At 66.8% G+C, this 13,703-nt stretch carries 9 protein-coding genes; 8 read left to right on the plus strand and 1 reads right to left on the minus strand.

From position 1 onward, the window contains the following. Positions 1–33: 33 nt before the first annotated feature. The 6 genes from ftsH to serA all read left to right on the plus strand — a co-directional run bounded on the left by ftsH (position 34) and on the right by serA (position 8,659). The gene (gene ftsH / locus ACEVQ6_RS20350) at positions 34–1,977 is read left to right on the plus strand and encodes an ATP-dependent zinc metalloprotease FtsH (RefSeq protein ID WP_374890879.1); all 1,944 of its coding nucleotides are present in this window, start codon (positions 34–36) and stop codon (positions 1,975–1,977) included. Positions 1,978–2,299: 322 nt separating this feature from the next. Beyond that, a complete protein-coding gene (gene glmM, locus ACEVQ6_RS20355; protein ID WP_374890880.1) occupies positions 2,300–3,652 on the plus strand; it encodes a phosphoglucosamine mutase in 1,353 nt (450 codons plus the stop codon). Positions 3,653–3,901: 249 nt separating this feature from the next. After that, positions 3,902–4,753, plus strand: coding sequence for an outer membrane protein (locus ACEVQ6_RS20360; protein WP_374890881.1), 852 nt, complete (start codon positions 3,902–3,904; stop codon positions 4,751–4,753). Between the two features lie 177 nt (positions 4,754–4,930). Beyond that, positions 4,931–5,680 (plus strand): outer membrane protein, encoded by a 750-nt coding sequence (locus tag ACEVQ6_RS20365; RefSeq protein ID WP_374890882.1) that lies wholly within the window; start codon positions 4,931–4,933, stop codon positions 5,678–5,680. A 131-nt stretch (positions 5,681–5,811) separates the two neighbouring features. Continuing rightward, positions 5,812–6,990 (plus strand): phosphoserine transaminase, encoded by a 1,179-nt coding sequence (locus ACEVQ6_RS20370; RefSeq protein WP_374890883.1) that lies wholly within the window; start codon positions 5,812–5,814, stop codon positions 6,988–6,990. Between the two features lie 73 nt (positions 6,991–7,063). After that, entirely contained in the window at positions 7,064–8,659 is a 1,596-nt protein-coding gene (gene serA / locus ACEVQ6_RS20375) for a phosphoglycerate dehydrogenase (RefSeq protein ID WP_374890884.1), read from the plus strand. Positions 8,660–8,716: 57 nt separating this feature from the next. Here the strand turns inward: serA and ACEVQ6_RS20380 are convergent, their stop codons facing one another. Continuing rightward, complete coding sequence (locus ACEVQ6_RS20380; RefSeq protein WP_374890885.1) at positions 8,717–9,628, minus strand: DMT family transporter; 912 nt, start codon at positions 9,626–9,628, stop codon at positions 8,717–8,719. 187 nt (positions 9,629–9,815) lie between these two features. On the opposite strand from ACEVQ6_RS20380, the gene ACEVQ6_RS20385 reads away from it, so the two are divergent. Further along, positions 9,816–11,114, plus strand: a complete 1,299-nt coding sequence (locus tag ACEVQ6_RS20385; protein ID WP_374890886.1) for an adenylosuccinate synthase — start codon at positions 9,816–9,818, stop codon at positions 11,112–11,114. Positions 11,115–11,177: 63 nt separating this feature from the next. Beyond that, on the plus strand, positions 11,178–13,544 hold the full coding sequence (locus ACEVQ6_RS20390) for a hypothetical protein (protein WP_374890887.1): 2,367 nt from the start codon (positions 11,178–11,180) through the stop codon (positions 13,542–13,544). Positions 13,545–13,703 lie beyond the last annotated feature (159 nt).

Genomic DNA, 13,703 nt, shown 5'->3' on the forward strand with positions numbered 1-13,703 from the left:
CTTTCTGCGGTGTGACAGGTTCCGGGGAGTTCGATGAACCCTAATTTTCGAAATTTCGCGCTTTGGGCGATCATAGCCTTGCTGCTGATCGCCCTGTTCAGCATGTTCCAGCAGCCGACGGAACGGAGCAGCTCGCGCGAAATTCCCTTCTCGCAGTTCCTGAAGGATGTCGACGCGGGCCGTGTCAAGGAAGTGGTGATGACCGGCTCGCGGGTCGTCGGCAGCTATACCGAGTCCGGCACCTCGTTCCAGACCTATGCGCCGGGCGTCGACACGGCGCTCGCCGAACGGCTCGAGGGGAAGAACGTCACCGTCACCGTCCGTCCGGAGACCGACGGATCGTCCGGGTTCCTGAGCTATATCGGCACGCTGTTGCCGATGCTGTTGATCCTGGGCGTCTGGCTGTTCTTCATGCGCCAGATGCAGGGCGGTTCGCGCGGCGCGATGGGCTTCGGCAAGTCCAAGGCAAAGCTTCTGACCGAGGCCCATGGCCGCGTCACCTTCGACGACGTCGCGGGTGTCGACGAGGCCAAGCAGGACCTTGAGGAGATCGTCGAGTTCCTGCGCGATCCGCAGAAGTTCCAGCGCCTCGGCGGCCGCATCCCGCGCGGCGTGCTGCTCGTCGGTCCTCCGGGAACCGGCAAGACGCTGCTCGCCCGCTCGGTCGCCGGCGAGGCGAATGTGCCGTTCTTCACCATTTCCGGCTCGGACTTCGTCGAGATGTTCGTCGGCGTCGGCGCCAGCCGCGTGCGCGACATGTTCGAGCAGGCGAAGAAGAACGCGCCCTGCATCATCTTCATCGACGAGATCGACGCGGTCGGCCGCCATCGCGGCGCCGGCCTCGGCGGCGGCAATGACGAACGCGAGCAGACGCTGAACCAGCTCCTCGTCGAGATGGACGGCTTCGAGGCGAACGAGGGCATCATCCTGATCGCCGCCACCAACCGGCCGGACGTGCTCGACCCGGCGCTGCTGCGCCCCGGCCGCTTCGACCGGCAGGTCGTCGTGCCGAACCCGGACATCAACGGGCGCGAGCGCATCCTGAAAGTGCATGTGCGCAACGTTCCGCTCGCCCCGAACGTCGACCTGAAGACGCTGGCGCGCGGCACGCCCGGCTTTTCCGGCGCCGACCTGATGAACCTCGTCAACGAGGCGGCGCTGATGGCGGCGCGGCGCAACAAGCGCCTCGTCACCATGCAGGAGTTCGAGGACGCCAAGGACAAGATCATGATGGGCGCCGAGCGCCGCTCGTCCGCCATGACCGAAGCCGAGAAGAAGCTGACCGCCTATCACGAGGCCGGCCACGCCATCACCGCGCTCTTCGTCCCCGCCGCCGATCCGCTGCACAAGGCGACGATCATCCCGCGCGGCCGCGCGCTCGGCATGGTGATGCAGTTGCCGGAAGGCGACCGTTACTCGATGAGCTACAAGTGGATGGTGTCCCGCCTCGTCATCATGATGGGCGGTCGCGTCGCCGAGGAACTGACCTTCGGCAAGGAGAACATCACCTCCGGCGCCTCTTCCGACATCGAGCAGGCGACCAAGCTCGCCCGGGCGATGGTGACCCAGTGGGGCTTTTCCGACGTGCTCGGCCATGTCGCCTATGGCGAGAACCAGCAGGAAGTCTTCCTCGGCCATTCCGTCTCGCAGTCGAAGAACGTCTCGGAATCGACGGCGCAGAAGATCGACACGGAAGTCCGCCGCCTGATCGACGAGGCCTATGTCGAGGCGACCCGGATCATCACGGAGAACCGCGACGCCTTCACCGCCATCGCCGAGGGGCTGCTCGAATACGAGACGCTGACCGGCGAGGAGATCAAGGCCCTCATCCGCGGCGAGAAGCCGGCGCGCGACCTTGGCGACGATTCCCCGCCGCATCGCGGCTCCGCCGTTCCCTCGACGGGCTCGAAGAAGGACGGCCCGCTCGGCAACAAGGGCGGCGAGGCCGGAAGCGGCTACGAGCCGCAGCCTCAGTAACGCGCAAGGTCGAGCGCCACGCTTTGGAAGTCACGAAGGGCCGCCGGGGAGGATTTCCCGGCGGCCCTTCTTGTTGCCCTGCTGTAATCGGCACCGCGCATTCGCCGCATTTCGGTAACGGGATGTAATGATTTCTGATGATAGGCTCCCTGCCACCGCTTTTGGTATTGTGGCATGACGGTGCGCAGCCGGTTCGAGGTCGTATGCCGGAGGCCGAGACAGCCTTGCGAAAGCGCGATGCCCGATGATGGCGCATGTCACGCCACGCGGGGCTGCGCGGCCTTCATGGCACCGGCCGGGGCCGCTTGAGACAGGAGTTCAGATGAAGCGCAAATATTTCGGCACCGACGGTATCCGCGGCCAGTCCAACGTCTTCCCGATGACGCCCGACCTCGCCATGCGCGTCGGCATCGCCGTCGGCACGATCTTCCGCCGTGGCCGGCACCGTCACCGCGTCGTCATCGGCAAGGACACACGGCTCTCGGGCTACATGCTGGAAAACGCGCTGGTCGCCGGATTCACCGCGGCCGGCGTCGACGCCTTCGTCCTCGGGCCGATCCCGACGCCCGCCGTCGCCATGCTGACCCGCTCGCTGCGCGCCGATATCGGCGTGATGATCTCGGCCTCGCACAATCCGTTCGAGGACAATGGCATCAAGCTGTTCGGGCCCGACGGCTACAAGCTCTCCGACGATCTCGAGGCCCAGATCGAGGAGCTGATCGAGCAGGATCTCTCCGGCCAGCTCGCCGGATCGCGCGATATTGGCCGGGCGAAGCGCATCGACGGCGTGCATGACCGTTATATCGAGCATGCGAAGCGCACCCTGACGCGCGATGCGAGCCTCAAGGGTCTGCGTGTCGCCATCGACTGCGCCAATGGCGCCGCCTACCGCGTGGCGCCCGAGGCGCTCTGGGAGCTCGGCGCCGACGTCGTCGCGATCGGCAACGAGCCGAACGGCCAGAACATCAATCTCGACTGCGGCTCGACCCACCCTCAGGCGCTGGCGAAGAAGGTGCACGAGGTGCGCGCCGACATCGGCATCGCACTCGACGGCGATGCCGACCGCGTCGTCATCGTCGACGAGACCGGCGCGATCGTCGACGGCGACCAGTTGATGGCGGTCATCGCCGACAGCCTCGTCGCCGAAGGCAATCTTCGCGGCGGCGGCATCGTCGCCACCGTCATGTCCAATCTCGGCCTCGAACGCTATCTCGGCGCGCGCGGCCTCGCCCTGCATCGCACCAAGGTCGGCGACCGCTATGTCGTCGAGAAGATGCGCCAGGGCGATTTCAATCTCGGCGGCGAGCAGTCCGGCCACATCGTTCTCTCCGATTTCGGCACGACCGGAGACGGCCTCGTTGCCGCGCTTCAGGTCCTCGCCGCGGTCAAGCGGCAGGGCAAGCCGGTGAGCGAGGTCTGCCACCGTTTCGATCCCGTGCCGCAGATCCTGAAGAATGTGCGCATCGCTTCCGGCAAGCCGCTGGAGGATTCCGCCGTGCTGCAGGCGATCGCCGATGCGGAGGCCGAGATCCGCAAGAGCGGCCGCATTCTCATCCGCCCCTCCGGCACCGAACCCCTGATCCGCGTCATGGCGGAAGGCGACGACCGTGGCCAGGTCGAGCGCATCGTCAACGATCTCGTCAGCGTCATCGGCGGCTATCGCAGCGCCGCCTGACGAGGCTCTTCCTCAGACCTGCTCCGGGCGCCGGCGACCTTCGAGGGTTTCCGGCGCCCGATCCGTTCGAAGAAGAGATAAACAGGAAGATAAGGCCCATCCCTATACAGCCGGCCGCCGCGCTGCATCTGGTGACGTGGTAAATCTTTACAGTTAATCGCACCTTAACCTTTCCGCTTCATTATCCATGCCAGACAGATGCCGCGCGACCCTGTCGGTGGCCCGGCTTGAGACGTATGGAGTGATGCCATGAAGACGGTTTTGGTGAGCGTTGTTACGGTCCTCTTGAGCGGTGCATCGACGTTCGCCGCCGACCTCTATCAGCCGGTGGAGGCCGCTGCCCCCATCATCGAACAGCCGGAGGCCGTGGTCGAGACCAGCGGCTGGTATCTGCGCGGCGATGTCGGCTATTCCTTTAACAAGCTGCGCGGCGCCCATTTCTACCAGGGCTCGAACGGCTATCGCCGCGACTTCGACAAGGCCGATGTCGACAATTCCTACACGATCGGCGGCGGTGTCGGTTACCAGGCCAACCGGTATCTGCGCGCCGACCTGACGGTCGACTATCTCGGCAAATCGGATTTCCGAGGCGCGACGACCGGCTCCTGCGGCGTCGACCCGTTCGCCTGCACCTCCAGGGACCGCGCGAGCTTCAGCGGCTGGAGCGTTCTTGCCAACGCCTATGTCGATCTCGGCACCTATTACAGCATCACGCCTTACGTCGGTGCCGGTCTCGGCGGCACGCGCATCAGCTGGAGCAACCTGAAGAACACGAGCTGCAGCGACGCCGATCCGACCAATTGCGATCCGACGATGACGCACAAGGGCAAGGACAGCTGGCGCTTCACCTATGCGGTGATGGCCGGTGCCGCCGTAGACGTCACCTGCAACCTGAAGGCGGATGTCGGCTACCGCTACCGCCGCGTGCTCGGCGGCGACATGTTCGGCTACAAGGCCCATGGCGGCCCCGGCTCCGACAAGGGCTTCAACCTGCACGAGGTCCGCGCGGGCTTGCGCTATTCCTTCGGCGGCTGCCCGGAGGAGGCCTATGTCGCGCCGCCGGTCGTCGACTATCCGGTCGAGCAGCCGGTCTACAAGTAGACGTCCACAGTCTCGATCTGACAGAGGCCGCCCGGCGACGGGCGGCCTTTTTGCGTTCGCGCGCATGCTTACCCCGTTCCTAACAAACATGGTTAACCTCGGGTTAACCGCTCGGCGCCATACTCGCGGGCAACACGGTGCGCCGCTTCGGGCGCGCCGGCGCGGATGGAGACGGCGATGACACACAGGGGCGCTTGCTGGCATGCGGGGACCGCACTCCTCCTCATGCTGGCCACCACGGCTGCCGCCGCGGACCAGGATCTCGCCGCCGCGCCGGAAGTGACCGTGTCCGGCGCCGCCGACAGCGGCGTTTATCTCCGGATCGACGGCGGCTATGGCGCGGGCAGCCGCTTCTCGCCGGATGCGGTGACGACAGGCCCGGCGACGCCGGTCGCGACGGGGGCGGCTGTCGGGGCAAGTCCCGCCTTCGACGAAGGACGCTTCGGCCATCCGGCCGCGATCTCAGGCGGCATCGGCTACCGCGTCAACGACCTCCTGCGCGCCGACCTGACGGCGGAATATTTCACCGGCAGCATCGACGGCCGGATCGGCGGGGCGGGCGGCAGTGCCGTCGGCATCGATTTCGATGCGGTCGGGCTGATGGCCAATGCCTATGCCGACCTCGGTACCGTCGCCGGCTTCACGCCCTATGCCGGCCTCGGTCTCGGCGCCACCCGCCTCGACTGGTCGGGGATGACGACGCAGGGCGGGCTTCGCAGCGAGAACAAGGCAAGCGACTGGCGCGTCACCTATGCGCTGACGGCGGGCGTCGCCTATGACGTCACGGAACGGCTGACGCTCGACGTGAATTATCGCTATTCCAACATCGCCGGCGGCACCTTCCTGAAAAACGGGCTCTATGAGGGCAAGGACGACGGGCTCTCGCGTCACGAAATCCGGGCCGGCCTGCGCTTTAATCTGTGGTAGGCCCGGCTGCCTGCGGCAAAAATCCTTCCTCCTGCGACACGGAGCCGCTTGACTCGGCCAGGTGAGAGGCCTATCCACACAGGCAGGACACGCCTCCCTAACGAGGCGCTTCTATCTGGAAGGATAGCCCGATGACGACGACTGCCAAGCCGGACCTGCGTCCGAGCAATACCCATTTTTCCTCTGGCCCCTGCTCGAAGCGTCCCGGCTGGTCGCTCGATGCTCTGAAGGAAGCGGCCCTCGGCCGCTCGCACCGGGCCAAGATCGGCAAATCCAAGCTTAAGCAGGCGATCGACCTCACACGCGAGGTCCTTGAGGTCCCTGCCGACTATCGCATCGGCATCGTGCCCGCCTCCGACACCGGCGCGGTCGAGATGGCGCTCTGGTCGCTGCTGGGCGCGCGCGGCGTCGACATGCTCGCCTGGGAAAGCTTCGGCGCGGGCTGGGTCTCGGATGTCGTCAAGGAACTGAAGCTTCCCGACGTGCGCAAGTTCGTCGCCGACTACGGCAATCTCCCAGACCTTTCCGCCGTCGATTTCGACCGTGACGTGGTCTTCACCTGGAACGGCACCACGTCGGGCGTCCGCGTCGCCAATGCCGATTTCATCCCGGCCGACCGCGCCGGCCTGACGATCTGCGACGCCACCTCGGCGGCCTTCGCCCAGAGGCTCGATTTCGCCAAGCTCGACGTCGTCACCTTCTCCTGGCAGAAGGTGCTGGGCGGCGAGGGTGCCCATGGCGTGATCATCCTGTCGCCGCGCGCCGTCGAGCGGCTGGAAAGCTATACGCCGGCCTGGCCGCTGCCGAAGATCTTCCGCATGACCAAGGGCGGCAAGCTGATCGAGGGCATCTTCACCGGCGAGACGATCAATACGCCGTCGATGCTCTGCGTCGAGGACTATATCGACGCGCTTGTCTGGGCGAAGTCGCTCGGCGGGCTCGATGCGCTGATTGCGCGGGCTGACGCCAATGCCGCAGCCCTCAACGCCTTCGTCGACCGCACCGGCTGGATCGCCAACCTCGCGGCGCTGCCGGAGACGCGCTCCAACACCTCCGTCTGCCTGACGATCGCCGATCCCGAGGTGACGGCGCTTTCGCCCGAGGCGCAGGCCGCCTTCGCCAAGGGCATCGTCACCGCGCTCGAGAAGGAAGGTGTCGCACACGACATCGGCGCCTATCGCGACGCGCCGGCCGGCCTGCGCATCTGGACCGGCGCGACGATCGAGGTGAGCGACATCGAGGCGCTGCTGCCCTGGCTCGAATGGGCCTATGCGGGCCAGAAGGCGACGCTCTCCCAGGCCGCGGCCTGATCCTTTCGCCGCGCCGGCAAGGCGCGGCATCCCCATCCCGTTCCGTTTTCCAGAAGAGCCCATGGAGACCCTCATGGCACCGCGCGTTCTCGTGTCCGACGAACTGTCGGAAACCGCCGTCCAGATCTTTCGCGATCGCGGCGTCGACGTCGACTTCCAGCCGAAGCTCGGCAAGGACAAGGAAAAGCTCGCCGAGATCATCGGCAATTACGACGGTCTCGCCATCCGCTCCGCCACCAAGGCGACGGAGAAGCTGATCGCGGCGGCGACCAACCTCAAGGTGATCGGCCGCGCCGGCATCGGCGTCGACAATGTCGACATTCCCGCCGCCTCGCGCCGCGGCATCATCGTGATGAACACGCCTTTCGGCAATTCGATCACCACGGCCGAGCACGCGATCGCGCTGATCTTCGCCGTTGCCCGCCAGCTTCCCGCCGCCGACACCTCGACCCAGGCCGGCAAGTGGGAGAAGTCGAAATTCATGGGCGTCGAGATCACCGGTAAGACGCTCGGCGTCATCGGCGCCGGCAATATCGGCTCGATCGTCTGCTCGCGCGCCATCGGGCTGAAGATGAACGTCATCGCCTACGACCCGTTCCTGTCGAAGGAGCGCGCCGAGGAGATGGGCGTCGTCAAGGTCGAGCTGGACGATCTCTTCGCCCAGGCCGACTTCATCACGCTGCACGTTCCGCTCACCGACAAGACGCGCAACATCATCGACGCCGAGGCGATCGCCAAGATGAAGACGGGCGTGCGCATCGTCAATTGCGCCCGCGGCGGCCTCGTCGTCGAGCAGGCGCTCGCCGACGCGCTGAAATCCGGCAAGGTGGCCGGCGCCGGCTTCGACGTCTTCGAGGTCGAGCCGGCGACGGAGAGCCCGCTCTTCGGCCTGCCGAACGTCGTCTGCACGCCGCATCTCGGCGCCTCGACGACGGAGGCGCAGGAGAATGTCGCGCTCCAGGTCGCCGAGCAGATGTCGGACTACCTGATCAAGGGCGCCGTCTCCAATGCGATCAACATGCCGTCGATCACGGCGGAGGAAGCGCCGATTCTCCGCCCCTTCATCCGGCTCGCCGACGTGCTCGGTGCCTTCGTCGGCCAGGTGACGGAGGATCCGATCAAGGAGATCGAGATCCTCTTCGACGGCGCGACCGCGACGATGAACACGCGCGCCCTGACCAGCGCCGCGCTTGCCGGCCTGATCCGCGCCCAGGTCGCCGACGTCAACATGGTTTCCGCCCCCGTGATGATCAAGGAGAAAGGCGTCATCCTCTCCGAGGTCAAGCGCGACAAGTCCGGCGTCTTCGACGGCTATATAAGGCTGACGGTCAAGACGGAGAATTTCAGCCGCTCCGTAGCCGGCACGGTCTTCTCCGACGGCAAGCCGCGCTTCATCCAGATCAAGGGCATCAATCTCGACGCCGATGTCGGGCAGCACATGATCTACATCACCAACACCGACGTGCCCGGCATGATCGGCTTCATCGGCACGACGCTCGGCGAGGCCGGGGTGAACATCGCCAACTTCCAGCTCGGCCGCGACAAGCAGGGTGGCGACGCGATCGCGCTGCTCTATGTCGACGGCGCGGTGGACGAGGCGGTCCTCGACCGGCTGCGCGCCCATCCGGCGGTCCGCGCCGCCCGGCCGCTGGTGTTCAACATCGACTGAGGGCCGCCCGCGCCCGCCCGAAGCCGCCCCCGGTTCGCCGCGGGCGGCTTTCGTGTGTCAGGACACCTTGGCGGGAGGCTGGCTCGGCCGGCCCCATTCCGCCACCGCGATGCCGCCGATGACGAAAAGCAGCGCGACGAAGTGATAGGTGTGGAAGTCCTCGCCGGCGAGCAGCACCGACAGCATCGTGCCGAAGATCGGGATCGCGTTGATGAAGAGGCCGGCCCGGTTCGGCCCGATCATCTCGACGCCACGCACATAGAGCACCTGGGAGAAAAGCGACGGAAAGATCGCGGCGAAGGCGATGATCGCCCAGCCGGTCGCATCCGGAGGGATGGCGGCGCCGGCGGCGATCTCCCAGGCGAGAAGGGGGAGGGCCGCGAGCAGCGCGCCGAAGGCCGGCACTGCAATGAAGCTCTGCCAGTGCAGATCCGGTTTCCAACGCAGCGACACGGTGTAGCCGGCATAGACGAGGCAGGCGGCGAGGATCATGCCGTCGCCCATATTGAATGTCAGACTGGTCAGCGTCGACAGCGTGCCGTGCGAGACGGTGATGGCGATGCCGGCGAGCGTCACGGCGAAACCGACGAGCTGCGCCGCCGAGGCGCGGATGCGGAAGAGGAGGAAGTTGAAGGCGAAGATCAGGACGGGGATACAGGCCTGCTCGATCACCCCGTTGATGGCGGTCGTATATTTCAGCGCGCTGTAGAGCAGCACGTTGAACATGGTGAAGCCGATCGCGCCATAGCCGAGAAGCTGCAGCCAGTGGCGCCGGATCACCGGCCAGTCCCGCCGGACCTGCGGCATCATAAGGGCGAGGATGACGAGGAGCGCGACGACCCAGCGCAGCGTCGTCAGGTAGAGCGGGCTGACATGGCCGACGGCGAGCTTGCCGGCGACCGAGTTCCCGCCCCAGAACAGGGCGGTGACCGAAAGATAGAAATAGGCCTTGAGGTTCTGGTGCTGCATGCCGCTTTCATCCGCAATTCTCCCCGCACGGAGGCGGCGGCGCACTGATACAGGCTAAAGCCGCCTGTTGCCATGCAAAAAGCCCCTGGCAGCCGGGTTTCGGGGTCGCTTTCCCGAAAATGACGCAGTATAGATGCGCGGGTTTGACACAGCGCAACATCCGGCGCGGAAACGGGATTGAAGACAGATGACGAACGTCGTGGTGGTCGGCTCGCAGTGGGGCGACGAGGGTAAGGGCAAGATCGTGGACTGGCTGTCGGAGCGCGCCGATATCGTTGTGCGCTTCCAGGGCGGCCACAATGCCGGCCACACGCTCGTGATCGACGGCGTCAGCTACAAGCTCTCGCTGCTGCCGTCGGGGGTGGTGCGCAGCGGCAAGCTCGCCGTCATCGGCAACGGCGTCGTCATCGATCCGCATGCGCTGCTGGCCGAGATCGACAGGCTCGCCGCCCAGGGCGTGACGGTGTCGCCGGAAAACCTGCGCATCGCCGACAATGCGACGCTGATACTGTCGCTGCACCGCGAACTCGACGGCATCCGCGAGGACGCCGCCTCCAACAGCGGCACCAAGATCGGCACGACGCGTCGCGGCATCGGCCCGGCCTATGAGGACAAGGTCGGCCGCCGCGCCATCCGCGTCATGGATCTCGCGGACCCCGAGACCCTGCCGCTGAAGATCGACCGGCTGCTCACCCATCACAATGCGCTGCGGCGGGGCCTGGGCGAGGCGGAGGTCGCGCACGAGGCGATCCTCGGCGAGCTGACCTCGATCGCCGAACGGGTGCTGCCCTTCATGGAAACCGTCTGGCTGCTGCTCGACAGGCAGCGCCGCAAGGGGGCGCGCATCCTGTTCGAGGGCGCGCAGGGCACGCTGCTCGACATCGACCACGGCACCTATCCCTTCGTCACCTCGTCGAACACGGTGGCGGGCCAGGCGGCCGCGGGCTCCGGCATGGGGCCCGGCTCGCTCGGCTATGTCCTCGGCATTACCAAGGCCTATACGACGCGGGTCGGCGAGGGGCCGTTCCCGACGGAGCTGACCGACGCGATCGGCCAGTTCCTCGGCGAGCGCGGCCATGAATTCGGCACGGTGACCGGGCGCAAGCGCCGCTGCGGCTGGTTCGATGCGGCGCTGGTGCGCCAGTCGGTCGCCGCCAACGGCATCACCGGCATCGCGCTCACCAAGCTCGACGTCCTCGACGGGCTGGACGAACTGAAGATCTGCGTCGGCTACCGGCTTGACGGCGTCGAGATCGACCATCTTCCCGCGAGCCAGGCGCAGCAGGCCCGCGTCGAGCCGATCTACGTGACGCTGGAAGGGTGGAAGGAATCGACGGTCGGCGCCCGCTCCTGGGCGGACCTTCCGGCACAGGCGATCAAGTATGTCCGCCAGGTCGAGGAGCTGATCGGCGCCCCCGTCGCGCTCTTGTCCACCAGTCCCGAGCGCGACGATACGATACTTGTGACCGATCCCTTTGAAGATTAATCTTCGGTCGGGCAGGGTTTAACTTGGCGTGGGGTCTGCGCCGGCGCGTATGAGAAAGTTCTGATGGCGGATTTTGTTGCAGTTATTCGCAGGACAGTCGAAGGTCTGTCGGACAACGTGCCGGAGATGCGGGAGCGCGTCTATGACAAGGCCCGCAGCGCCGTCCGCCGCCAGCTGGAGAACATGAAGCCCCAGCCGTCGGAAGACATGATCAACCGGCAGATGACCAAGCTCGAACTGGCGATCGCCGAGGTCGAGGGCGACTACGCCGAGGCGCTTCCGCCGGCCGGTGACGAGGAGGCCGCCGCGCCGACCCTTGCGCCCGCGCCGTTGGCCGACGCCCCGCAGGCGGAAGAGGTCGGGGAACCGGACGCACCGGAACCGGTGGCGCAGGAGCGTGCTCCCTGGACCTCCACGCCCCGGCCCTTCGAAAGCGAGGCGGTATCCGTCGCGCCGGAGCCTTTGCCCGAACCCGAACCCGAACCCGAACCCGAACCCGAACCCGAACCCGAACCCCAGCCTGAGCCTGAGCCTGAGCCTGAGCCGGAGGCGCATGTCGCGGAGGTGCCGGCGTCCTCGGGGAGCGAGCCGCCGAACTGGGAGACGCTCGAAGCGCCGCGGGACGAGGAGACTGCCGCGCCGGTTCCGGCCGTTGAGGATCCGTATCGGGACGGTTTCGACGAGGAGCGGGCGGTCGAGGAGCTCGCCGCCCATGTCGATCCTCCGGCCTATCCGCAGGACCCGGTCGCGGAAATGCCGGAGGAAGACGGATTTCCGCGGGAGCGTGACGGCGATGCCGGCTCCGTGCCGCTGATCGAGGAGGGCACTGCGGCGGAAACAATGGCGCCGCCGCCTGCCGCCGACAGCGCATGGGAGCTTCCCGAGTGGAACCAGCCGCCGATGGTCGCGGAGGCGCATCCGGCGCCGGCCGACGCGGAAAGCTACTCCAAGCAGCTTCATCACCCGGTCGAGCCGGAGGCCGAGCCCTTCGTGCCGGCCGACCATCCGGACGAGATGCATGCGGCCGCCGTCGAAGACCTTTCCGCCGAGGCGCCGGACTCGCATCACGACTGGTCGTGGGACAAGGGCAATCCCTTCGAGGAGGAGCGCCGCCCCGCGCCGGAGGACGTGCCGCCGGTGCCTGCGGCCGACTGGGCCTGGCCGGGAGAGGAGCCGCCGCGCGACACCGCAGAGGCGGCGGACGACCCGCCGCTTGATGATCATGACGCCCTGATCGCCGCGCGTAGCGGTCCCTCCGTTGATAGTCTCGAGCCGCAGCGCTTCGAAGCGTCCGGCAACATGCCGGGCGCGCGCCCGCTCAACTATCGCATCGATACCGGGCGCTCGCGCCGCCGCATGATCGGGCTCGCCACTGCCGCCGTCGTGGTTCTGGTCGCCGGTGCCGCCGCCTTCGGCTACTGGCAGAACAAGGATGCCGTCGACCTCTGGGCCGGCGAGCTGATCGCGTCCGTCAGCGGTGGCACGACGCCTGCCCCGGAGACGGACACCGCGCCGCCGTCCGAGACCTCCGAAGGTACATCGCCGGACACCGCTGCGCCGGCCGGCACCGCGACGCCGGGCGAAACCGAGGTCGCCGCGGTCGATCCGGGCACGGCGACGAAGTTCACCCAGAGGCTCCAGTCGGACGGCACCGAAATCGATCCCGGTCCGGCGCCGGTCGCAAGCGGCGAGCCGACCGAGGCCGAGGGCAAGTCGGTCGCCGCCCAGACGGAAACCGCCCCTCCGGAGGCCGCGACAACGCCGGTCGAGGGCGCGACGCCGCCTGCGGCGACCACCACGACCGCGCCTGCCACAGGCGAGGGAGCGGCGGCGACGCCGCCCGCCTCCGGTGCAGTGCTCGGCGCGGGCGACAAGATGTTCCTCTACGAGGAGCGGCTCGGCCAGACGGCGCCGGTGGCGATCGAGGGCCGCGTCGTCTGGAGCGATGTCGAGGAATCGCCGGGCGGCGACGCGCGTCCGGAGCCCGTCATCCAGGGCCAGATCAACGTGCCGGACAAGGGCATCACCGCGCTGATGACGATCAAGCGCAATGTCGACAGTTCGCTGCCGGCAAGCCATGTGATCGAGTTCGTCTTCTCGCTGCCGCCGGATTTCGAAGGGGGCAGCATCGACAGCCTGCAGCGCGTCTCGATGAAGCGCAGCGAGCAGGATCGCGGCGACCAGCTCATCGCCGTGCCGGCGAAGATCACCGACGATTTCCACATGATCGCGCTCAACGATTTTGCCGAAGCCGTCAGCGTCAACACCGAACTCCTGCGCACCCGCGGCTGGATCGACATTCCCGTGACCTACCGCAATGGCCGCCGGGCGCTGCTGACCCTGGAAAAGGGCACGGACGGCACCGAGGTCTTCAACAAGGCGCTTCAGGCCTGGGCCGTGCTCGGGCGCAATGCCTCCGCCGGGCCGTGAGGCGGCCGTTTCGACAATCGAAAGCATTTCCAGCCGAAGCGTGATCGCTTCGGCGTCGGAGAACGCGACAAAAAGAAGGATTTAGAGCAGATTCGACTTATTCCGGGTCATATCCTGCGGCCTCGAAATAGTGTCGGCATTCCTTTGGCGTGAAGGCGG

The organism is Ensifer soli (genome assembly GCF_041928815.1).
Classification (GTDB): Bacteria; Pseudomonadota; Alphaproteobacteria; order Rhizobiales; family Rhizobiaceae; genus JBHFEI01.

What these genes read in the sequence shown, in the direction of transcription:
- ACEVQ6_RS20380 (WP_374890885.1), bottom strand. Translation starts at nt 9,628, where the DNA reads ATGCAGCACCAGAACCTCAAGGCCTATTTCTATCTTTCGGTCACCGCC.
- glmM (WP_374890880.1), top strand. Translation starts at nt 2,300, where the DNA reads ATGAAGCGCAAATATTTCGGCACCGACGGTATCCGCGGCCAGTCCAAC.
- ACEVQ6_RS20360 (WP_374890881.1), top strand. Translation starts at nt 3,902, where the DNA reads ATGAAGACGGTTTTGGTGAGCGTTGTTACGGTCCTCTTGAGCGGTGCA.
- ACEVQ6_RS20385 (WP_374890886.1), top strand. Translation starts at nt 9,816, where the DNA reads ATGACGAACGTCGTGGTGGTCGGCTCGCAGTGGGGCGACGAGGGTAAG.
- ACEVQ6_RS20390 (WP_374890887.1), top strand. Translation starts at nt 11,178, where the DNA reads ATGGCGGATTTTGTTGCAGTTATTCGCAGGACAGTCGAAGGTCTGTCG.
- serA (WP_374890884.1), top strand. Translation starts at nt 7,064, where the DNA reads ATGGCACCGCGCGTTCTCGTGTCCGACGAACTGTCGGAAACCGCCGTC.
- ACEVQ6_RS20365 (WP_374890882.1), top strand. Translation starts at nt 4,931, where the DNA reads ATGACACACAGGGGCGCTTGCTGGCATGCGGGGACCGCACTCCTCCTC.
- ftsH (WP_374890879.1), top strand. Translation starts at nt 34, where the DNA reads ATGAACCCTAATTTTCGAAATTTCGCGCTTTGGGCGATCATAGCCTTG.
- ACEVQ6_RS20370 (WP_374890883.1), top strand. Translation starts at nt 5,812, where the DNA reads ATGACGACGACTGCCAAGCCGGACCTGCGTCCGAGCAATACCCATTTT.